The sequence below is a fragment of the Variovorax sp. GW821-FHT09B05 genome, from assembly GCF_059418265.1.
Genome location: NZ_JBWKPN010000021.1, coordinates 1 through 20510 on the forward strand (window position 1 = coordinate 1; position 20510 = coordinate 20510).

Annotated in this window: 12 protein-coding genes and 1 pseudogene; 9 read left to right on the forward strand and 4 right to left on the reverse strand. The window is 69.7% G+C overall.

Translation table 11 applies throughout. The annotated features are described in order from the left end of the window. Positions 1–170 precede the first annotated feature (170 nt). Together glgB and AC07RM_RS35850 are read right to left on the reverse strand one after the other, a co-directional pair. Positions 171–2342, reverse strand: a complete 2172-nt coding sequence (glgB, locus tag AC07RM_RS35845) for a 1,4-alpha-glucan branching protein GlgB (protein WP_495337523.1) — start codon at positions 2340–2342, stop codon at positions 171–173. 15 nt (positions 2343–2357) lie between these two features. Further along, entirely contained in the window at positions 2358–4034 is a 1677-nt protein-coding gene (locus tag AC07RM_RS35850; RefSeq protein WP_495337524.1) for an alpha-amylase family glycosyl hydrolase, read from the reverse strand. A gap of 94 nt (positions 4035–4128) precedes the next feature. Here AC07RM_RS35850 and AC07RM_RS35855 point away from each other — a divergent pair, with 94 nt between their 5' ends. From AC07RM_RS35855 to AC07RM_RS35885, 7 genes are all read left to right on the forward strand, one after another. Further along, positions 4129–5637 (forward strand): SidA/IucD/PvdA family monooxygenase, encoded by a 1509-nt coding sequence (locus AC07RM_RS35855; protein ID WP_495337525.1) that lies wholly within the window; start codon positions 4129–4131, stop codon positions 5635–5637. A gap of 89 nt (positions 5638–5726) precedes the next feature. Further along, positions 5727–8357, forward strand: a complete 2631-nt coding sequence (leuS, locus tag AC07RM_RS35860; protein ID WP_495337526.1) for a leucine--tRNA ligase — start codon at positions 5727–5729, stop codon at positions 8355–8357. 11 nt (positions 8358–8368) lie between these two features. Next, a complete protein-coding gene (locus AC07RM_RS35865; protein ID WP_495337527.1) occupies positions 8369–8887 on the forward strand; it encodes an LPS-assembly lipoprotein LptE in 519 nt (172 codons plus the stop codon). Positions 8888–8902: 15 nt separating this feature from the next. Then, the gene (gene holA / locus AC07RM_RS35870; RefSeq protein WP_495337528.1) at positions 8903–9979 is read left to right on the forward strand and encodes a DNA polymerase III subunit delta; all 1077 of its coding nucleotides are present in this window, start codon (positions 8903–8905) and stop codon (positions 9977–9979) included. A gap of 48 nt (positions 9980–10027) precedes the next feature. After that, positions 10028–11320: a glutamate-5-semialdehyde dehydrogenase gene (locus AC07RM_RS35875; RefSeq protein WP_495337529.1), complete on the forward strand. Its 1293-nt coding sequence runs from the start codon at positions 10028–10030 to the stop codon at positions 11318–11320. A gap of 164 nt (positions 11321–11484) precedes the next feature. Beyond that, positions 11485–12783, forward strand: coding sequence for a glutamate--cysteine ligase (gshA, locus tag AC07RM_RS35880; RefSeq protein WP_093350539.1), 1299 nt, complete (start codon positions 11485–11487; stop codon positions 12781–12783). 189 nt (positions 12784–12972) lie between these two features. After that, complete coding sequence (locus AC07RM_RS35885; RefSeq protein ID WP_093350542.1) at positions 12973–14841, forward strand: potassium transporter Kup; 1869 nt, start codon at positions 12973–12975, stop codon at positions 14839–14841. A 16-nt stretch (positions 14842–14857) separates the two neighbouring features. Here the strand turns inward: AC07RM_RS35885 and AC07RM_RS35890 are convergent, their stop codons facing one another. Further along, positions 14858–15781 (reverse strand): polysaccharide deacetylase family protein, encoded by a 924-nt coding sequence (locus AC07RM_RS35890; RefSeq protein WP_093350941.1) that lies wholly within the window; start codon positions 15779–15781, stop codon positions 14858–14860. Between the two features lie 107 nt (positions 15782–15888). Here AC07RM_RS35890 and AC07RM_RS35895 point away from each other — a divergent pair. Together AC07RM_RS35895 and gshB are read left to right on the forward strand one after the other, a co-directional pair. After that, positions 15889–17166, forward strand: a pseudogene (locus tag AC07RM_RS35895) (benzoate/H(+) symporter BenE family transporter); the annotation flags it as partial. Continuing rightward, positions 17166–18122: a glutathione synthase gene (gene gshB / locus AC07RM_RS35900; RefSeq protein ID WP_057593846.1), complete on the forward strand. Its 957-nt coding sequence runs from the start codon at positions 17166–17168 to the stop codon at positions 18120–18122. The pseudogene AC07RM_RS35895 and the gene gshB, both read left to right, overlap by 1 nt. A 77-nt stretch (positions 18123–18199) precedes the next feature. Here the strand turns inward: gshB and AC07RM_RS35905 are convergent, their stop codons facing one another. After that, positions 18200–20473: a TonB-dependent receptor gene (locus AC07RM_RS35905; RefSeq protein WP_495337530.1), complete on the reverse strand. Its 2274-nt coding sequence runs from the start codon at positions 20471–20473 to the stop codon at positions 18200–18202. Between the last annotated feature and the right edge of the window lie 37 nt (positions 20474–20510).

Consider the following 20510-nt stretch of genomic DNA (forward strand, 5'->3'; position numbering starts at 1 on the left):
TGCGGACCCCCGCTTTCTCCGAGCACCGCAGGTTGCCCGCAGCGAAGCGGAGGGACACAGACAGCGGGGTCGCCTTTCTTTGCTTACTTTCTTTGGCGAGACAAAGAAAGTAAGTCGCCCGCCGGGGCGAGACCCGGCCAACTGTCCGTCGCAAGGCAAACAACTCAAATTCAAACCAACACCCACATCAACGTAGCCAAGGGCGGCAAGTCAACAACCACCGAGTCGACTTTCCCATGCCAAGCCAAAGCCTCACTGGCAACCACCCCATTCCCCACCCCACTCCCCCCATAAACAACCCCATCGGTATTGATGATCTCCCGATAGGACCCCGAACAAGGCACCCCCACCCGATACCCATGCCGAACCACAGGCGTGAAGTTGCAAACCGCCACGACAAACGCCCCATCCCGCCCCCGACGAACAAAGGCAAACACCGACTGCGCCGTATCGTCATGCACCAGCCACTCGAACCCCGCCCCTTCATGGTCGAGCTCGTGCAACGCCGGATAGTGCCGATACACGTTGTTGAGATCCCGCACCAGCCGCCGAACCCCTTGATGCGATGCATGCTCGAGCAGATGCCAGTCGAGGCTGCGGTCCGCGTTCCACTCCGCCACCTGCGCGAACTCGCACCCCATGAACAGCAGCTTCTTCCCCGGATAGGCCCAGAGGTAGCCGTACAGGTTGCGCAGCCCCGCGAACTTCTGCCATTCGTCGCCCGGCATGCGCGCGATCATCGAGCCCTTGCCGTGCACCACCTCGTCGTGCGAGAACGGCAGCACGAAGTTCTCGCTGTGCGCGTACATCAGCCCGAAGGTGATCTCGCGGTGGTGATGCGGCCGGTACAGCGGGTCCTTGCCCGCGTAGGCCAGGGTGTCGTTCATCCAGCCCATGTTCCACTTGTAGTGGAAGCCCAGCCCGCCGTCCTCGGGCGGGCGCGTCACGCCGGGGAAGCTGGTCGATTCCTCGGCGATCGTCACCGCGCCGGGCCGCTCGGTGCCCACCACGCGGTTCATGCGGCGCAGGAACTCGATCGCCTCGAGGTTCTCGCGCCCGCCCTGCGCGTTCGGCACCCATTCGCCGGGCCCGCGGCTGTAGTCGCGGTAGAGCATCGAGGCCACGGCATCCACGCGCAGGCCGTCGATGCCGTAGCGCTCGAGCCAGTACAGCGCGTTGCCCACGAGGTAGTTGCGCACCTCCGTGCGCGACCAGTTGAAGATCAGCGTGTTCCAGTCGTTGTGGAAACCCTCGCGCGGATCGGCGTACTCGTACAGCGCCGTGCCGTCGAAGCGGCCCAGGCCGTGCGCGTCGGTCGGGAAGTGCGCGGGCACCCAGTCGAGGATCACGCCGAGCCCGGCCGCATGGGCCGCGGCCACGAAGAAACGGAAGTCGCTCGGGGTGCCGAAGCGCGAGGTCGGCGCATAGAGGCCGATCGGCTGGTAGCCCCAGGAGCCGTCGAACGGATGCTCGGTGATGGGCAGCAGCTCGATGTGCGTGAAGCCGAGGTCGCGCACGTAGGGCACCAGGGTGTCGGCGAGCTCGATGTAGTCCAGCCATTCGTGGCCGTTCTTGCGCCGCCACGAGCCCAGGTGCACCTCGTAGATGCTGATCGGCGCGTCGCGCCCGTTGGCCTTGGCGCGGCCCGCGGGCATGGTGGCGACCGGCGGCAGCGGGCGCACCACGCAGGCGGTGTCGGGCCGCAGCCGCGACGAGAAGGCGAAGGGGTCGGCCTTGCGCAGCAGCTCGCCCTGCGCCGACAGGATCTCGAACTCGTAGGCATCGCCCACCGCCACGTGCGGCGCGAAGACCTCCCACACGCCGCATTCGCGGCGCAGCCGCATCATGTGGCGCCGGCCGTCCCAGTTGTTGAAGTCGCCGACCACCGACACGCGGCGCGCATTCGGCGCCCAGACCGCGAAGGCCACGCCCTTGACGCCGTCCATCTCGCGCAGGTGCGCGCCCAGGCGCTCCCAGGGCCGCAGGTGCGTGCCCTCGGCCAGCAGCCAGACGTCGGTGTCGCCGAGCACGAAGGGAAAGCGGTAGGGGTCGTCGATGCGCGAGACGTGCGAGCCCCAGTCGACCTGGAACGCGTAGCCCATGCGCGCCTCGGCCGCGGGCACCAGGCCCGCGAAGATGTCGGAGCCCTCGTGCCGCTCGAGCGTGGCCAGCGGCCAGCCGGTGCGCGCATGCAGCACCGTCACGCCCTGCGCGCCGGGCAGCAGCGCACGCACCACCAGGCCGCGCGAGGTCTCGTGCGGGCCGAGCACGCCGAAGGGGTTGCCGTGCTCGGCGCGCATCAGCGCATGGACTTCGGCTTCGGGCAACTGCGTCGGGGCCATGGCGTGAGCGACCAATCAATCGGTGGTGGGATGGGCGGCGGGCTCGCCGAAGAAGGCACCGAAGGGCGCCAGCGCGAGCGTGCGCCCTTCGGGGCCGCCGAGCGTCGCGCTCGAGGCCAGCGGTGCATCGACCAGCGGCCGCAGCTCGTCGCGCAGCACGATCGACATCGGCGCCGGGCCGAGGTTGAACACGGCCTGCAGTGAACGCGCGCCCTCGCGCCGCTCGAACCACAGCACCGGTTCGGGCGCGTCGAAGAAGGCGATGGCGGCCGTGTGCAGCAATGGCTGCGCGCGGCGCCAATGCAGCATCGAGCGGCTGAAGGCCAGCATCGAATCGGGATCGGCCTGCTGGCGATCGACCGCCAGCGGCAGGTGCGCTGGGGACATCGGCAGCCACGGCGTGCCGATGGTGAAGCCGCCCTGCGCATCGTCGCCGCGCCAGGGCATCGGCGTGCGGCAGCCGTCGCGGCCCTTGAACTCGGGCCAGAAGGCGCGGCCGTAGGGGTCCTGCAGCAGCTCGAACGGCACCTCGGCCTCGGGCAGGCCCAGTTCCTCGCCCTGGTAGATGCCGGCGCTGCCGCGCAGCGACAGCAGCAGCGCGAGCCACAGCCGGTCGCGCCGCGCATCGGGCGCGCCGCCGTCGCTCCAGCGCGTGGCCACGCGCGGCACGTCGTGGTTCGACACCGCCCAGCAGCCCCAGCCGCCGGTGGCCGCGAGCGCGCGGTCGAGCGCCTCGACCTGCTGGCGCAGGTGCTTCGCCGTGTGGTCGGCGGTCAGCAGGCTGAAGCTGTAGGCCAGGTGCAGGCGCCGGTCGCGCGCGGTGTACTGCGCCATCACGGGCGGCGCGTTCTCGTCGCCGACCTCGCCGAGCGCGACCGCGCCGTGGCGGTCGAGCAGGGCGCGCAGCCGCTCGAGGAACAGCAGGTTCTCGCCCTGGCTCTTGTCGTACAGGTGCTGCTGCATCGCATAGGGGTTGTCGGCGCGCACCGTGCTGACCTCGCCCACCGACTGCGCCGAGGCCGGCGGGTTGCTGCGCAGCAGGGCATCGTGGAACTGGTGGTTGCAGGCGTCGAAGCGGAAGCCGTCGACGCCGCGCTCGCACCAGAAGCCGACCTCGCCGAGCAGCGCGTCCTGCACCGCGGGGCAATGGAAGTTGAGATCGGGCTGCTCGGCCAGGAAGCTGTGCAGGTAGTACTGGCGGCGGCGCGAATCCCATTGCCAGGCCGGCCCGCCGAAGACCGAGAGCCAGTTGTTGGGCGGCGTGCCGTCGGGCTTGGGGTCGGCCCACACGTACCAGTCGGCCTTGGGGTTGTCGCGGCTCGCGCGGCTCTCGGCGAACCAGGCGTGCTGGTCGGAGGTGTGCGAGAGCACCTGGTCGATGATGAGCTTCAGGCCCAGCTCGTGCGCCCGCGCGAGCATGGCGTCGAAGTCGGCCAGGGTGCCGAACATCGGGTCGACCGCGCGGTAGTCGGCCACGTCGTAGCCGAAGTCCTTCATCGGCGAACGGAAGAAGGGCGAGACCCAGATCGCGTCGACCCCGAGCGAGGCCACGTGCGGCAGCCGCGCCGTGATGCCGGGCAGGTCGCCGATGCCATCGCCGTTGCTGTCCATGAAACTGCGCGGATAGATCTGGTAGATCACCGCGCCGCGCCACCAGTCATCGCTCTTGCTGCCGTTGCTGCTGCTGCCCATGCTGTCCCTTGGTCTGAAATCATTGTGGCATGCGAAATCCGGGCCAGCGGTACGCTCGTGCGCGCCCCGCGACTCTCTACACTGCACGCCCTCCATGACAGAGACGACTCCCCACGCCGCCGCGGGTTCCCCGCCCCCCGCTTCCGATGCCGAAGGACTGCCCGCGCTCGAGCGCCGGCTCGCGCGCGACCTCGACATCCTGGGCTGGCGCGCCCGCGCCTGGATGCCGCCCTGCGAACACGAGGGCGAGGCGGTGCTCGACGTGGCCATCGTCGGCGGCGGGCAGGCCGGGCTGGCCGCGGCGGCCGCGCTGGCCCACCAGGGCATCCGTGCCGTGGTGTTCGATCGCGCGCCCGAGGGTTTCGAAGGGCCCTGGGCCACCACCGCACGCATGGAGACGCTGCGCTCGCCGAAGGAACTCACCGGCCCGGCGCTGGGGCTCGCGGCGCTGAGCTTCCGCGCCTGGTTCGAGGCGCAGCACGGCAGCGCCGCCTGGGCCGCGCTCGACAAGATCCCGCGGCTGCAATGGATGGACTACCTGCGCTGGTACCGGCGCGTGATGGCGCTCGAGGTGCGCAACGACTGCGCGGTCACGGCGATCGTGCCCGAGGCCGGCGGCGCGCTGGTGCGGCTGGACCTGCGCACGCCGGCCGGCGCGCGGCGCGTGTTCGCGCGCCGCGTGGTGCTGGCCACCGGGCGCGACGGCCTCGGCGGCCCGGCGGTGCCGGATTTCGTGGGCCGCCTGCCGCGCGAGCGCTGGGCGCATTCGTCCGACGCCATGGACTACGGCCGGCTCGCCGGGCTGCGCTTGGGCGTGATCGGCGCGGGCTCCTCGGCCATGGACAGCGCCGCCACCGCGCTGGAGGCCGGCGCCCACAGCGTCGAGCTGCTGATCCGCCGCCTCGACCTGCCGCGCGTCAACAAGGGCAAGGGCGCCGGCGTGCCGGGCCTGACCCAGGGGCACTACGACCTGCCCGACGCGCACAAGTGGCGCGTGCGCCACTACATCAACCGGCTCAACGTGCCGCCGCCGCACGGCAGCACCCTGCGCGTGTCGCACTTCGCCAACGCCTTCTTCAACTTCGGCTGCCCGGTCGAGGCGGTGGCGCTGGCCGGCGACGGCGCGATCCGCGTGGCGACGCCGCGCGCGAATTTCGAGTTCGACTTCCTGATCGTCTCGACCGGCTTCAAGGTCGACTGGGCCGCGCGCCCCGAGTTCGCCGCCATCGCGCCCCATGTGCGGACCTGGAAGGAGCGCTTCGTACCCGCGCCCGGCGAGGAGGACCAGGAGTTGGCCGATTCGCCCGACCTGGGCCCGGTGTTCGAGTTCAAGGAACGGGTGGCGGACGCGTGCCCGGGGCTGGCGCGCATCCACTGCTTCTGCTATCCGGCCGCGCTCTCGCACGGCACGGTCTCGGGCGACATCCCGGCCATCAGCGACGGCGCCAAGCGGCTGGCCGCGGGCATCGCGGGGTTGTTCTACCGCGAGGACTTCGAGCGGCATTTCGCCAACATCGAGGCCTATGCCGAGCCCGAGCTGTACGGCGACGAATGGACGCCCGCGCCGCCGCCCGACCGGCGGCCGGCACCCAAAGCCGGCTGAATGGCCCGGCCCGGCGGGAGCCCGGCGGCCGGGGCGCGATAATCCGCCTTCCCGGCCGCCCCGCGCCGGGCTCCTGCCGAAGCCCCGTCATGAACCCCAGCTACAAACCCAGCGACGTCGAGTCCGCTGCCCAGGCGCAATGGAGCGCCGCCGATGCCTACCGCGTGACCGAGGACGCGAGCCGCAAGAAGTACTACGCCTGCTCGATGCTGCCGTACCCCAGCGGCAAGCTGCACATGGGCCACGTGCGCAACTACACGATCAACGACATGCTCACGCGCTACCTGCGCATGAGCGGCTACAACGTGCTGATGCCCATGGGCTGGGACGCCTTCGGCCTGCCGGCCGAGAACGCGGCGCTGAAGAACGGCGTGCCGCCGGCCAAGTGGACCTACGAGAACATCGCCTACATGAAGGGCCAGCTCCAGGCCATGGGCCTGGCGATCGACTGGAGCCGCGAGATCGCCACCTGCGATCCGAGCTACTACAAGTGGAACCAGTGGCTGTTCCTGAAGATGCTCGAGAAGGGCATCGCCTACCGCAAGACCCAGGTCGTGAACTGGGACCCGGTCGACCAGACCGTGCTGGCCAACGAGCAGGTGATCGACGGCAAGGGCTGGCGCACCGGCGCCACGGTCGAGCGCCGCGAGATCCCGGGCTACTACCTGAAGATCAGTGACTACGCCGAGGAACTGCTCGAGCACACCCAGCACAAGCTGCCGGGCTGGCCCGAGCGCGTCAAGCTGATGCAGGAGAACTGGATCGGCAAGAGCGAGGGCGTGCGCTTCGCCTTCACCCATGACATCCAGGGCGCCGACGGCCAGCCGATCCAGGACGGCCGCATGTACGTGTTCACCACGCGCGCCGACACCATCATGGGCGTGACCTTCTGCGCCGTCGCGCCCGAGCATCCGCTGGCCGCGCATGCCGCCACGCTCGATCCCAAGGTCGCGGCCTTTATCGAGGAATGCAAGAGCGGCGGCACCACCGAGGCCGAGCTCGCCACGCAGGAGAAGAAGGGCGTGCCCACGGGCCTGACCGTGACGCACCCGATCACCGAGGAGCAGGTGCCGGTGTGGGTCGGCAACTACGTGCTGATCGGCTACGGCGACGGCGCCGTGATGGGCGTGCCCGCGCACGACGAGCGCGACTTCGCCTTCGCCAACAAGTACGGCATCGAGATCATCCAGGTGGTGCTGGTCGACGACGAACCGCATTTCGACTATCACAAGTGGCAGGACTGGTACGGCGACAAGCAGCGCGGCGTGACCATCAACTCCGACAACTTCAGCGGCATGTCGTACAAGGAGGCCGTGGCCGCAGTGGCGCATGCGCTGGGCCAGAAGGGCCTGGGCGAGCTGCAGACCACCTGGCGCCTGCGCGACTGGGGCGTGAGCCGCCAGCGCTACTGGGGCACGCCGATCCCGATCATCCATTGCGAGGAGCATGGCGCGGTGCCGGTGCCCGAGAAGGACCTGCCGGTGGTGCTGCCCACCGACTGCGTGCCCGACGGTTCCGGCAATCCGCTGAACAAGCACGAAGGCTTCCATGCCGGCGTGGTGTGCCCGGTGTGCGGCAAGGCCGCGCGGCGCGAGACCGACACGATGGACACCTTCGTCGATTCGTCGTGGTACTTCATGCGCTACTGCGATCCGAAGAACGACCAGGCGATGGTGGCCGAGGGCGCCGACTACTGGATGCCGATGGACCAGTACATCGGCGGCATCGAGCACGCCATTCTTCACCTGCTGTACGCGCGCTTCTGGACCAAGGTGATGCGCGACCTCGGCCTGGTGAAGGCCGACGAGCCCTTCAGCAAGCTGCTGACCCAGGGCATGGTGCTCAACCAGATCTTCTACGCGCGCAACGAGAAGGGCGGCAAGGACTACTTCCCGCCCTCGGAAGTCACGCCCGAGCTCGACGCGCAGGGCCGCATCGTCGGCGGCACCGCGGCCGACGGCACCAAGGTCGAGTACGGCGGCGTCGGCAAGATGGGCAAGAGCGAGCGCAACGGCGTCGACCCGCAGGACCTGATCGAGAAGTACGGCGCCGACACCGCGCGCCTGTACACCATGTTCACGGCGCCGCCCGAAGCCACGCTCGAGTGGAACGACGCGGCCGTCGAGGGCAGCTACCGCTTCCTGCGCCGCGTGTGGAATTTCGGCGCGGCGCAGTCGGGGCTCGCGGCCGCCGCGGGCAGCAAGCCGGCCTACGGCAAGCCGGCCCAGGCGCTGCGCCGCGAGGTGCACACCGTGCTGCGCCAGGTCGACTACGACTACCAGCGCATGCAATACAACACCGTGGTGTCGGGCGCGATGAAGCTGCTCAACGCGCTCGAGGGCTTCAAGTCCGACGGCAGCGCGGGCGACGCGGCCGCGCTGCACGAAGGCTTCGGCATCCTGCTGCGCTGCCTCTATCCCGCCACGCCGCACATCGCCCAGCAGCTGTGGACCGAGCTCGGCTACGACCGGGCGCTCGGCGCCCTGCTCGACGCGCCCTGGCCCACGGTCGACGTCGATGCGCTGGCGCAGGACGAGATCGAGCTGATGCTGCAGGTCAACGGCAAGCTGCGCGGCAAGCTGCTGGTGCCGGCCGGCGCCTCCAAGGACGAGATCGAGAAGCTCGCGCTGGCCTGCGAGGACTTCACCACCTTCGCGCCGGGCGCGAGCGCCAAGCGCGTGATCGTGGTGCCGGGCCGCCTGGTCAACGTGGTCATTTGAACAAGCCAAGCATGAACATCCGCACTGTCTCGCTGCCGCGCCGCGGCTTCCTCCTGGGCCTGGCGGCCGGCGGCGCCTCGCTGGGCCTGACCGGTTGCGGCTTCGAGCTGCGCAAGCCGCCGGTCTTCGCCTTCAAGTCGATCGCGGTCTCGGGCAACTCGGCGCTGGTCAACCAGATCCGCCGCAACCTGCGCGCGGCGGGCACGGTGACCTTGCTGCCGGGCGACGACAAGAGCGCCGAGGCGGTGCTCGACATCCTCGGCGAGGACCGCGAGCGGCTGGTGGTGTCGACCAACTCGGTCGGCCTGCTGCGCGAGATCCAGCTCGTGCTCAAGGTGCGCTTCCGGCTGCATGCGCAGGGCGGCAAGGACCTGCTGGCGGCCACCGAGCTCATGCAGACGCGCGACCTGACCTTCAACGAGACCAATGCGCTGGCCAAGGAAGGCGAGGCCGACCTGCTGTTCCGCGACATGCAGGTCGACATCGCGCAGCAGCTGGTGCGCCGCCTCGGGGCGGTGAAGACGCTGTGACCGGCCGCTGACGCGATGCAGCTTGCCAGCGCCCAGCTTTCGGCCCACCTGCAGAAGGGGCTGAAGCCGCTCTACACGATCCACGGCGACGAGCCGCTGCTCGCGCAGGAGGCGGCCGACGCCATCCGCGCGGCGGCGCGCGCGCAGGGCTACACCGAGCGCAGCTCGTACACCGTGGCCGGCGCGCACTTCGACTGGAGCGCGGTGCTCGCGGCCGGGGGATCGCTCTCGCTGTTCGCCGACAAGCAGATGGTCGAGATCCGCATCCCCTCGGGCAAGCCCGGCAAGGACGGCAGTGCCGCGCTGCAGCAGATCGCCGGGGGCGCGGCCGCCAACGACAGCACGCTCACGCTGGTGATGCTGCCGCGGCTGGACAAGGCCACGCGCACCGGCGCCTGGTTCTCGGCGCTCGAGAACAACGGCGCCAGCATCCAGGTCGACCCGATCGAGCGCGCCGCGCTGCCGCAGTGGATCGCGCAGCGCCTCGCGCTGCAGGGCCAGCGCGTGAAGCCCGGCGACGAGGGCCAGCGCACGCTGCAGTTCTTCGCCGACCGCGTCGAGGGCAACCTGCTCGCGGCGCACCAGGAGATCCAGAAGCTCGCGCTGCTGCATCCGGGCGGCGAGCTCGGCTGGGAAGAGGTCGAGGGCGCGGTCAACAACGTCGCGCGCTACGACGTCTTCAAGCTGTCCGAGGCCGTGCTCGGCGGCAATCCGCAGCGCGTGGCGCGCATGCTCGACGGCCTGCAGGCCGAGGGCGAGGCCGAGGTGCTGGTGCATTACACGCTGGCCGAGGACATCCGCGCGCTCAAGCGCGTGAAGGACGCCATGGCCGCGGGCCGGCCGCTGCCGATGGCGCTGCGCGAGAACCGCATCTGGGGCCCGCGCGAGCGCGCCTTCGAGCGCGTGCTGCCGCGGCTGGACGACCGCATGCTGGCGCGGCTGCTGCGCGCGGCGCACCTGGTCGACGGCATCGTCAAGGGCCTGAAGCAGCCCGACTGGCCGGCCAGCGGCTGGCAGGCGCTGCAGCGGCTGGCGCTGATGCTGTGCCGGGCCTGCGGCAACGGTGGCGCCGCGGCACCGCGCCGCGCCTGAATTCCCGGCGTCAGCCGCCCGCAGGGTTGGCGTGGGAAAATGCCGGCCATGAACGCGTTCAATGTCAGTGAACACATGCAGACCCTGGGTCTGCAGGCAAAAACGGCCGCCGCCCTCATGGCGCGAGCGGATGCAGCTACCAAAAACGTAGCGTTGAAGGCGCTGGCCCGGCGCTTGCGCGAAGCCGGCGCGGTGCTGGCCACGGCCAACCAGAAGGACCTCGAGCGCGCCACGGCCGCCGGCCTGTCGGCCCCGATGGTCGATCGCCTGAAGCTCGGGCCCAAGGTGATCGAGACCGTCGCCCTCGGCTGCGAGCAGCTCGCGGGCATGGCCGACGTGATCGGCGAGATCATCGGCATGAAGCAGCAGCCCAGCGGCATCCGCGTCGGCCAGATGCGCGTGCCGATCGGCGTCTTCGGCATGATCTACGAGAGCCGCCCCAACGTGACCATCGAGGCCGCGAGCCTGGCGATCAAGTCGGGCAACGCCGCCATCCTGCGCGGCGGCTCGGAGGCCATCGAATCGAACAAGGCGCTGGCCCTGCTGGTGTCCGAGGCGCTGGCCGAGGCCGGCCTGCCGGTCGAGGCGGTGCAGCTGGTGCAGACCACCGACCGCGAGGCCGTCGGCCAGCTGATCGCGATGCCGCAGTTCGTCGACGTGATCATTCCGCGCGGCGGCAAGGGCCTGATCGAGCGCATCAGCCGCGACGCCAAGGTGCCGGTCATCAAGCACCTGGACGGCAACTGCCACGTCTACGTCGACGACACGGCCGAGTTCGGCATGGCGCTGCGCATCGTCGACAACGCCAAGACCCAGAAGTACAGCCCCTGCAACGCGGCCGAAGGCCTGCTGGTGGCGGCCTCGGTGGCCGAGGACTTCCTGCCGAAGATCGGCGCCGTCTTCGCCGCCAAGGGCGTCGAGATGCGCTGCGATCCGGCCGCAGCCCAGATCCTGCGCGCCGATGGTGCTATCGATCCGGGAGCAAAGGTGGTCGACGCGGTCGAATCGGACTGGTCCGAGGAATACCTGGCCGCGGTGATCAGCATCAAGGTGGTGGCGGGCCTCGAGGAGGCCATCGCGCACATCAACCACTACTCGAGCCACCATACCGACGCGATCGTCACGCGCGACCACGTGAATGCCCAGCGTTTCCTGCGCGAGGTCGATTCGGCCAGCGTCATGGTCAATGCGAGCACACGCTTCGCCGACGGTTTCGAGTTCGGCCTGGGCGCCGAAATCGGCATCAGCACCGACAAGTTCCACGCCCGCGGACCGGTGGGCATCGAAGGGCTGACCTCGCTCAAGTACGTGGTGCTGGGGCAGGGCGAAGTCCGGACCTGAGGGGGCGGGCCTGGCATGCCCCCGTGTGCCAGGTCTTTCTTGCGCCTCGAAGGCGCGCGGCGCGTGTGGATTCCACGTAGGCCATGGTGCTTGTCATCGGGGGGCTCGTCCCCAAATCCTAGAATCCCGCATACCTTTAAGTAGAAAACAAAGAAGGCCGCCGCATGGTTCCGCATCTCGTCACAGCCCTGACCGGCCCGATCAACGAACTGGAGCAGCGGGTGCTCGACTCGATGCCCGCCATCGAGCGCTGGTTCCGGCTCGAATGGATGGAGCACACGCCGCCGTTCTACAGCGCGGTCGACATCCGCAACGCGGGCTTCAAGCTGGCGCCGGTCGACACCAACCTCTTCCCCGGCGGCTGGAACAACCTCACCAAGGAAATGCTGCCGCTGGCGGTGCAGGCCGCGCAGGCCGCGATCGAGAAGATCTGTCCCGAGGCGCGCAACCTGCTGGTGATTCCCGAGAACAACGCCAAGAACAGCACCTTCTACCTGGCCAACGTGGCGCAGATGGTGCGGATCTTCCACATGGCCGGGCTCAACGTGCGCGTGGGCTCGATCGATCCGGCGATCAAGTCGCCCAAGAAGATCGAGCTGCCGCACGGCGACACCGTCACGCTCGAGCCGGTGGTGCGCACCAAGCGCCGCCTGGGCCTGAAGAACTTCGATCCCTGCACCATCCTGCTGAACAACTCGCTCTCGGCGGGCACGCCGGGCATCCTCGAGGACCTGCACGAGCAGTACCTGCTGCCGCCGCTGCACGCGGGCTGGTCGGTGCGCCGCAAGAGCAACCACCTGCACAGCTACGAGGAACTGTCCAAGCGCTTCGGCAAGCTGCTGGGCATCGATCCCTGGCTCATCAACCCGATCTACGCGCGCGCCGACGGCGTCGACCTGGCCGAGGGCCGCGGCCTCGACGTGCTGACCAGCCACGTCGACGCGGTGCTGACCAAGGTGCGCCGCAAGTACAAGGAATACGGCATCAACGAGAAGCCCTTCGTGGTGGTCAAGGGCCAGAGCGGCGCCGAGGGCCCGCGCGTGCTGACGGTGCGCGATGCCAAGGAGGTCGAGGGCCTGGCGGGCAAGGTGCGCGCCGCGGCGGCCCGGCCGGCCGGTGCGCGCGAGCCCGGCGAGATCATCGTGCAGGAAGGCGTGCTGACCAACGAGCGCGTGCACAACGGCGTGGCCGAGCCCGTGGTCTACATGATGGACCGCTACGTGGTCGGCGGCTTCTACCGCGTGCATGCCGACAGCGCGCCCGACGAGAACCTCAAGCTGCCCGGCGCGAGCTTCGTGCCGCTGGCCTTCTCCGAAAGCGCGCACCTGCCGCAGCCCGGTGCCAAGCCCGGCGCCAGCGCGCCCAACCGCTTCTACATGTACGGCGTGGTCGGCCGGCTCGCGATGGTCGCCGCCAGCTACGAGATGGAAGCCACCGACCCGGACGCCGAAGTCTACGAATGACCCCCACCGCGCGCCGTGTTTGCGGCCCGCGCGGGTGACGGCAGAATAGCGGCCCCACAGCAACGGAAATCAAAGGGCGGCGAGGGCGAGGATCGAGGCGCGGCGGATGCCACCGTCCGCCGATGCGCGCCCCCTGGCATACCTGATGCGTCGTCATCGCGAGCCGCCGGCCCTTTTCCCATCGACCTCGTGTCAGCCCCCAAATCCCTCTCCGCCGGCCTGATCGTCGGCGCCATCGGCGTCGTCTATGGCGACATCGGCACCAGCGTGCTGTATGCCGTCAAGGAAGTCTTCGGCCACGGCCACGTTCCCTTCACCGTCGAGAACGTCTACGGCATCCTCTCGATGTTCGTCTGGACGCTCACCACCATCGTCTCGCTCAAGTACGTGGTGCTCGTGCTGCGTGCCGACAACGAGGGCGAGGGCGGCCTGGTCGCGATGCTGGCGCTGGCCTCGCGCGCCGTGGCCGACAAGCCGCGGCTGCGCCACCTGCTGCTGGTGATCGGCATCTTCGGCACCTCGCTGTTCTACGGCGACGGGGTCATCACGCCGGCGATCTCGGTGCTGTCGGCGGTCGAGGGCCTGGAGGTGGTGTCGCCGCACTTCAAGCACTACGTGATCCCGATCACCCTGGTGGTGCTGTTCTGCCTGTTCGCGGTGCAGAAGCACGGCACCGCGGGCATCGGCCGCTTCTTCGGGCCGATCACGGTGGTGTGGTTCCTGGCGCTGGCGGTGCTCGGCGTGTGGCACATCGTCGATCACCCCGAGATCCTGAAGGCCCTGAGCCCGTTCTACGCACTCAAGTTCATCTGGGACAACCCCGGCACCAGCTTCATCCTGCTGGGCGCCATCGTGCTGTGCGTGACCGGCGCCGAGGCGCTGTACGCCGACCTCGGCCACTTCGGCAAGGCGCCGATCCGCATCGCCTGGTTCACCGTGGTGATGCCGGCGCTGATCCTCAACTACTTCGGCCAGGGCGCGCTGCTCCTGGCCAACCCCGAGGCGGTGAAGAACCCGTTCTTCATGATGGCGCCCGAGTGGGCGCTGATTCCGCTGGTGCTGCTGGCCACCGCCTCCACGGTGATCGCCTCGCAGGCCCTGATCACCGGCGCCTTCAGCGTCACGCGCCAGGTGATCCAGCTCGGCTACCTGCCGCGCCTGAACATCGAGCACACCAGCGTGCGCACGGCCGGCCAGATCTACATCCCGCTGGTCAACTGGGGCCTGTTCGTGGCGATCGTGCTGGCGGTGGTCATGTTCCGCTCCTCGAGCAGCCTGGCCGCGGCCTACGGCATCGCCGTGACCACCGACATGCTGATCACCACGGTGCTGACCTTCTTCGTGATCCGCTACGCCTGGAAGCTGCCGCTGGCGCTGTGCATCGCCTCGACCGCGGCCTTCTTCTTCATCGACTTCATGTTCTTCGCGTCGAACCTGCTCAAGCTGCCCGAGGGCGGCTGGTTCCCGCTGGTGATCGGCGGCGCGGTGTTCGTGCTCATGATCACCTGGAAGGAAGGGCGCCGCCTCATGGGCGAGGTGCAGCGCTCCGATGCGATCGAGCTGAAGGCCTTCCTCGATTCGGTGTTCGAGAACCCGCCGGTGCGCGTGGACGGCACCGCCGTGTTCCTCACGGCCGAGCCCGGCGTGGTGCCCAATGCGCTGCTGCACAACCTCAAGCACAACAAGGTGCTGCACGAGCAGAACCTGTTCGTCACCGTGCGCAACCACGAGGTGCCGTGGATCCCGATGGACAAGCGCATCGAGATCGAGCCGCTGGGCCGCCATTGCTGGCAGGTGATCGTGCACTACGGCTTCAAGAACGACATCGACCTGCCGCGCGCGCTCGACAACGCGCGCCTGCGCGGCTGCCAGCTCGAGCCGATGCTGACCAGCTACTTCCTCTCGCGCGACGTCGTGATCCCCACGCTGGGCAGCGGCATGGCGCCCTGGCGCGAGAAGCTGTTCGCGCAGATGCACCACAACGCGAGCGGCGCGGCCGCCTTCCTGGGGCTGCCGAACAACGCGGTGGTGGAGCTGGGCTCGAAGATCGAGATCTGAGGCCGGCCCGCGCGCCTCAGCGGAAGTCGTCCGGCCGCTCCTGCGCGAGCCGTGCCATGTGCGCGGCGATCGCGCCGGGCGTGGTGAACCAGATCTCGCCGCGGTCGCGCGCGAGCGCCAGCTGCGTCAGCACGCCGCGCAGATGGCGCAGCCGGTAGGGCTGGCCCACGATGTAGGGATGCAGCGCGAGGCCCATCACCAGCGGCTGGGCGCGCGACTGCAGCAGCATCTCCTCGAAGTTGTCGCGCACCATCGCGCAGAAGTCCTTCGCGTCCATCAGCCGGCCCACGATCATCGGGATGTCGTTGAGCTCCTGCGGATAGGGCACCGACCAGATCGCGCCACCGCCGCGCGTGCGCATGCGCACCGGCTGGTCGTCGTGGCACCAGTTGAGCGTGTAGCCGTAGCCGGTCTCGGCCAGCAGGTCGGGCGTCAGCGGGCTCTCGGAGATCCACGGCGACAGCCAGCCCGCGGGCGCCTGCCCGCTCTCGCGCGCCATGCGTTCGCGGCAGCGCACCAGCAGCGCGCGTTCGTGGTCTTCGCCGAGCGCGCCCTGGCGCTCGGCATTGCTGTGGCCATGGCCGATCAGCTCGTCGCCGCGCGCCACCACCGCCTGCACCAGTTCCGGGCAGTGGTCGTACAGGGCCGTGTTGACCAGCGCGCCCGTTGGCAGCGCGAGCGCGTCGAACAGCTCGAGGCAGCGCCAGGCGCCCACGCGGTTGCCGTACTCGCGCCAGCCGTGGTTGAGCACGTCGGGCTGCGGCGAGGCCGGGCCGAGGCAGGCGCCCAGCCCGTCGCCGAAGGCGAAGTGCTCGAGGTTGAAGCCGAGGTAGACCGCGAGCCGCGCGCCGTTGGGCCAGCGGTAGTCGGGCCGGCGCGTGATCGGCCGGTAGTCGAAGCGGTCGTGCGAGGGCAGCAGTTCGGGCCAGCGTGTCGTCATGCCCAGGCCGCCTGCAAGCCTCGTGCCCGATGGTCGACATATCGATCGAGAATTGTTGACCATCGTTCGGCCAGGGCGAGCCGGCGCGGGCGGCCCGGCACAATCGCGCGATGCGTTTCTTCAAGGACCTGAGCCTTTCCGCCTTCACCGCCGGCTTCGTCGCCGTGCTCGTCGGTTTCACGAGTTCGGTGGCCATCGTGTTCCAGGCCGCGCAGGCCTTCGGCGCCACGCCCGAGATGGTGGCCTCGTGGATGTGGGCGCTGGGCATCGGCATGGGGCTGGCCTCGGTGCTGCCCTCGCTGTGGTGGCGCAAGCCCGTGATGATCGCCTGGAGCACGCCCGGCGCCGCGGTGCTGGCGGTGGCCGGCGCGGGCCATGGCATGGGCGAGGCGGTCGGCGCCTTCGTCGTCTGCGCGCTGCTGATCGTGCTGGCCGGCGCCACCGGCTGGTTCGAGCGCGTGATGAACCGCATCCCGATGGCCATCGCCTCGGCGCTGCTGGCCGGCGTGCTCGCGCGCTTCGGCCTCGCGGCCTTCACCGCGGCGCAGACCGCGCTGCCCCTGGTGCTGCTGATGCTGGCCACCTACCTCGTGGGCAAGCGCTGGCTGCCGCGCTACGCGGTGCCGCTCACGCTGCTGGTGGCGATCGCCTTCGCGGCCGCGCGCGGCGAGCTCGCCTGGTCGGCGGTGCATTTCTCGCTGACCTGGCCGGTGTTCGTCATGCCGGTGTTCCACTGGCAGGCGATCGTGAGCTTGGCGCTGCCGCTGTTCGTCGTCACCATGGCCTCGCAGAACCTGCCGGGGGTGGCGGCGATCCGCGCCGCCGGGTACGGCGAGCTGCCGGTCAGCAAGCTCATCACGATCAGCGGCCTGACCACGCTGGTGCTCGCGCCCTTCGGCGCCTTCGCGCTCAACCTCAGCGCCATCACCGCCGCGATCTGCATGGGCCGCGAAGCGCACGAGGACCCGGCGCGGCGCTACACCGCGGCCGTGAGCTGCGGCGCGATCTACGTCGTGATCGGCCTGTTCGGCGCGGCCGTGACCGGGCTGCTCACGGCCTTTCCGAAGGAGCTGGTCGCGGCCATCGCGGGGCTCGCGCTGCTCGGCACCATCGGCGGCGGGCTGGCGGCCGCGGTGCGCGACGAGCCGCACCGCGAGGCCGCGCTGATCACCTTCCTGGTCACGCTCTCGGGCGTGACCATCGCCGGCATCGGCTCGGCCTTCTGGGGCGTGGTGGCGGGCGCGTTCGCGCTCGCGGTGCAGCGGCTGGGCAACCGGCCGGGCCCGCCAAAAGCCCCGGCCGGCCAGGGCCTCGCCGCTTCCGGCAACATCGCGACCGACAGCAGCAACATGGCGGCCCCGCCGGGCGCCGGAAAGACCTCCTGATGAAAAACATCCTCTTCGTGGCCGACCCGCTCGATCACTTCAAGATCTACAAGGACACCACCTTCTCGATGATGCGCGAGGCCCAGCGCCGCGGCCACCGCATCGCGGCCTGCCTGCCGCAGGACCTGCAGTGGGTGTCGGGCGGCAAGGTCACGGCCACGGTGCGCCAGGTCACGCTGACCGGCGACCCGAAGGACTGGTACGCCGTCGACATCGTCGAGACCAAGGCGCTGGCCGATTTCGACGCCGTGCTGATGCGCAAGGACCCGCCCTTCGACGCCGAGTACATCTACGCCACCCACCTGCTCGAGCAGGCCGAGCGCGAGGGCGCGCGCGTGGTGAACAAGCCGCGCGCGCTGCGCGACCATCCCGAGAAGCTCGCGATCATGGAGTTTCCGCAGTTCACCGCGCCCACGCTGGTCACGCGCAGCGCGCAGGCGGTGCGCGACTTCCATGCGCAGCACGGCGACATCATCCTGAAGCCGCTCGACGGCATGGGCGGCATGGGCATCTTCCGCGTGAAGCAGGACGCGCTGAACCTCGGCTCGATCGTCGAGACGCTCAACAAGGACGGCGCCGAGACCATCATGGTGCAGCGCTTCGTGCCCGACGTGGTCGAGGGCGACAAGCGCATCCTGATCATCGCGGGCGAGCCCGCGCCCTTCGTGCTGGCGCGCATCCCGCAGGGCACCGAGGTGCGCGGCAACCTCGCGGCCGGCGGCAAGGGCGTGGCCCAGCCGCTCACGCCGCGCAACCGCGAGATCGCCGAGATCGTGGGCCGCGCGCTCGCGCCGCGCGGGCTGCTGCTGATCGGCCTCGACGTGATCGGCGACTCGGTGACCGAGATCAACGTGACCAGCCCGACCTGCTTCCAGGAGATCACCGAGCAGACCGGGTTCGACGTGCCGGCGATGTTCGTCGATGCGCTGGAGGCGCATCTGAAGCAGGCGGCCTGAGGGCCATGAAAAAGGCGCCCGGGGCGATCTTCGCCCCGGGCGCCTTTTTTTGATCCCGAGGAAGCCGGGATCGCCGATCAGAAGTCGACCGTGGCCGACAGGCTGAAGGTGCGCGGGTTGCTCAGCACCAGGTAGCCCGAGCCCGGATAGCCGCCCACCGAGGCCCAGTAGTTGCGGTCGGCCACGTTCTCGATGCGCGCGCGCAGGGTCAGCAGCTTGCCGTTGCCGACTTCGGTGATGTAGCGCGCACCCACGTCCAGGCGCGTCCAGCCGGGCACGCGCAGGGTGTTGATCGCATCCGCGTAGCTCGAGCCGCTGGTCACGACGCGGCCGTTGAGCGACAGGCCCTGCACGCCCGGCACGTCCCATTCGACGCCGATGCTGCCTTGCGCCTTCGGCACGCCGATCACGCGCTTGCCATCGGTGGTGAGGCTGCCCGTTTCCTTCTGCTTGGCGTCGAGCCAGGTCACGCCGCCGAGCACGCGCAGGCCCTTGGTCGCCTCGCCGAAGACGTTGAGCTCGACACCGCGGTGGCGGTCCTCGCCGCCGGCCTGGAACGAGCCATTGGCCACGAAGGCGCGCGGCTTGGCGGTGCTGAACAGTGCCAGGCTGCCGCCGATGCGGCCGGCGTCGTACTTGACGCCGATTTCCTTCTGCTTCGACACGTAGGGACGCAGCGACTGGCCGGCGTTGAGCACCGGCTGGCCGTTCGATTGCGCGGGGGCGCTCTCGCCGGGCGACAGGCCCTCGATGTAGTTCGCGTAGACCGACAGGTCCTCGCGCGCCTTGAACACGATGCCGGCCACCGGGCTGGTGCGGCTCTGGTCGTACGAGGTGACGGTGCCGCCGGCCGAGGTCAGCTTGCCGCCGCTCACGATCTGGTAGCTGATGTCGCTGGTCTCGATCGACTGGCGGCGCACGCCGAGCGTGACGAGCAGGCGGTCGTCCAGGAAGGACATCGTGTCGCCGATCGCCACGCTCTTGAGCGTGATGGTGCCGTTCAGGCGCGGGCTCGCGAGGTTGTTGCCCAGGTAGGTGAGCTGCGTGGGCAGGTAGCCGCGCGGATAGTAGATGTTGCTGGCGAGCGTGCCGCCGGTGCCCAGGCCCAGGCCGTAGGCGTTCTTCTTGTCGAGGTCGAAGTAGGAGTAGCCCAGCACCCATTCGTGGCCCACGCTGCCGGTGCGCGCCTTGCCGCGGATGCCGAGCTCGGCGGTCTTGACCTTGTCCTCGCGCGTGTTGTCGAAGCGGCTGGTGGTGAAGGCGCCGGTCAGGCCGTTGGACACCGTCGGGCCCGCGAGCGAGTTGTTCTCGTAGCTGCTGCGCGCGCCGGCCGCGGCCCAGGCCGTGATGTTCGGCGTGATGTCGTATTCGCCGCGCACCGAGCCGAAGGTGTCGCGCTCGTAGGAATAGGTCCAGGGCTGGGCGAAGTTGGTGTCGTTGTCGGGCGCCTTGGGCACCACGGTGACGGCGCTGCCGAGCGTGACGTTGGGGCGCGTGTTGCGCAGGCGGTGCTCCTGGTGGCCGATGTCGGCCGAGATGCGCGCGTCGCGGCTGCGCCAGTCGAGGCCGACCGCCAGCGCGTCGAGCTTGACGCCTTCGCCGTTCACCGCCGTGCCGCCGTCGCGGTGGACGGCATTCACGCGCACGCCCACGCTGTCGTCGGGACCGAAGCGGCGCGCGATGTCGGTCGCGGCATAGGACTGCGAGCCGCTCGCGGTGCCGAGCGTGAACTGCGTGAGCGCTTCGTTCGGCGCGCGCTTGGGCAGCAGGTTGATGGTGCCGCCGATGCCGCCGCCCGTGGGCGCCGCGCCGTTGAGGAAGGCGCTCGCGCCGCGGAACACTTCCACGCGCTCGAACAGCTCGGAGGCGATGTACTGCCGCGGCAGCAGGCCGTACAGGCCGTTGTAGGCGATGTCGTCGGAATTGACGATGAAGCCGCGGATGAAATAGGACTCCTGGAAGTTGCCGAAGCCGCGCGCCACGCGCACCGAGGGATCGTTCTGCAGCACGTCGGCCACGCTGCGGGCCTGCTGGTTCTGGATCAGCTCGTTGGTGTAGTTGTTGCTCGAGAACGGCGTTTCCATCATGTCCCGGGTGCCCAGGATGCCGGCGCGGCCGCCGCGCGCCACCTGGCCGCCGGCGTAGGGCTTGGCCAGGCCTTCGGCCGAGGCATCGGCACTGGCTTCGACGGTGATGGTGCCCAGCGCGGCGCCGGGGGCGGTGGGAGCGGTTGCGGCAGCCGGTGCCGGCGCGGCGCTCTGCGCCGAGGCCGTCAGGGCATGGAGGGCGAGCAGCGTCGCGGCGACGGTCGGGCGGAGGCTGGCGCGGAGAAGGGCGGAGGAGGCGGACATGGACGGTTCGTTTTCACGCAAATGAGAACCGTTATTG

Coding starts and splice junctions, on each gene's coding strand:
- glgB (WP_495337523.1), bottom strand. CDS start 2,342: ATGGCCCCGACGCAGTTGCCCGAAGCCGAAGTCCATGCGCTGATGCGC.
- AC07RM_RS35850 (WP_495337524.1), bottom strand. CDS start 4,034: ATGGGCAGCAGCAGCAACGGCAGCAAGAGCGATGACTGGTGGCGCGGC.
- AC07RM_RS35855 (WP_495337525.1), top strand. CDS start 4,129: ATGACAGAGACGACTCCCCACGCCGCCGCGGGTTCCCCGCCCCCCGCT.
- leuS (WP_495337526.1), top strand. CDS start 5,727: ATGAACCCCAGCTACAAACCCAGCGACGTCGAGTCCGCTGCCCAGGCG.
- AC07RM_RS35865 (WP_495337527.1), top strand. CDS start 8,369: ATGAACATCCGCACTGTCTCGCTGCCGCGCCGCGGCTTCCTCCTGGGC.
- holA (WP_495337528.1), top strand. CDS start 8,903: ATGCAGCTTGCCAGCGCCCAGCTTTCGGCCCACCTGCAGAAGGGGCTG.
- AC07RM_RS35875 (WP_495337529.1), top strand. CDS start 10,028: ATGAACGCGTTCAATGTCAGTGAACACATGCAGACCCTGGGTCTGCAG.
- gshA (WP_093350539.1), top strand. CDS start 11,485: ATGGTTCCGCATCTCGTCACAGCCCTGACCGGCCCGATCAACGAACTG.
- AC07RM_RS35890 (WP_093350941.1), bottom strand. CDS start 15,781: ATGACGACACGCTGGCCCGAACTGCTGCCCTCGCACGACCGCTTCGAC.
- gshB (WP_057593846.1), top strand. CDS start 17,166: ATGAAAAACATCCTCTTCGTGGCCGACCCGCTCGATCACTTCAAGATC.
- AC07RM_RS35905 (WP_495337530.1), bottom strand. CDS start 20,473: ATGTCCGCCTCCTCCGCCCTTCTCCGCGCCAGCCTCCGCCCGACCGTC.